Genomic DNA, 1,000 nt, shown 5'->3' with positions numbered 1-1,000 from the left:
TGAGCTGCCCCGAGTTTCGTAGAGTCCGATCTTGATTGGTTCAGGCGGACTGCGGGGTTTGCTCCTGGCTCTGCCAGAAGGCTTCCTCGTACTCGGCCGGCGGCACGTAGTCGAGCGCGGAGTGAAGGCGTTCTTCGTTGTACCAGGTGATCCACTGGAAGATCGCCCGCTCGACCTGGTCGACGTCCTTCCAGGGACCCTGCATCTCGATCAGCTCGGCCTTGAAGGTCCCGTTCAGCGCCTCGGCCATCGCGTTGTCATACGAGTCCGCGACGGAGCCGACGGAGGCGGAGGCGCCGATGTCGGCGAGCCGGTCGGTATACCGAATTGATACGTATTGAGACCCGCGATCGCTGTGGTGTATCAGTCCGGAGTCCTTCTTGATCCGGCGCCGCCAGAGCGCCATCTCCAGGGCGTCCAGCGGGAGTTCGGTCCGCATGCGGTTCGCGACCTGCCAGCCGACGATCATCCGCGAGTACACGTCCAGGACGAACGCCACATACGCCCACCCGACCAGGTGCGGACATACGTCATGTCCGCGACCCACAGCTGATCGGGCCGGGAGGCGGTGAAGTCGCGGTCGACCAGGTCCGGCGGACGCGGCGCCGACGGCTCCGGAACGGTCGTGCGGCGGCGCCGGCCACGGATGACGCCCTCCAGGCCCAGCTCGGCCATCAGCCGCTCGACGGTGCAGCGGGCCACGTCCACACCCTTGCGCCGAAGCGCGCGGGTGATCCGGCGGGCACCATAGGTGCCGCCCGACTCCGCGTGGACCTGCTCGATCAGCGGCATGAGCTGCTCGTCCCGGAGCCGGCGGGCCGACTTCGGCCGCTTCTTGCGGGCGAAGTACGTCGACGGCGACAGCTCCAGCACCCGGCAGACGGGATCGACCCCGAGACCTCTGTCACGCAGGTGGTCGATCACCTGCTCGGCCTCGTCCGGGGACGGTCGATCTCCTGGGCAAAAAACACCGAGGCGGCTTTGAGGATCTCGTTCGCCC

Annotated in this window: 2 protein-coding genes; both read right to left on the bottom strand. The window is 67.2% G+C overall.

The features are described 5' to 3' along the window. Nucleotides 1-40: 40 nt before the first annotated feature. Nucleotides 41-499: an IS3 family transposase gene (locus ABT342_RS38160; protein WP_351584237.1), complete on the bottom strand. Its 459-nt coding sequence runs from the start codon at nt 497-499 to the stop codon at nt 41-43. Further along, nucleotides 466-924: an IS3 family transposase gene (locus ABT342_RS38155; RefSeq protein ID WP_351584235.1), complete on the bottom strand. Its 459-nt coding sequence runs from the start codon at nt 922-924 to the stop codon at nt 466-468. Before ABT342_RS38155 ends, ABT342_RS38160 begins: the two co-directional genes overlap by 34 nt. Nucleotides 925-1,000 lie beyond the last annotated feature (76 nt).

The sequence above is a fragment of the Streptomyces sp. NPDC000410 genome (assembly GCF_040300305.1).
Lineage (GTDB): Bacteria > Actinomycetota > Actinomycetes > Streptomycetales > Streptomycetaceae > Streptomyces.
This window is presented reverse-complemented; position numbering and strand designations above follow the sequence as displayed.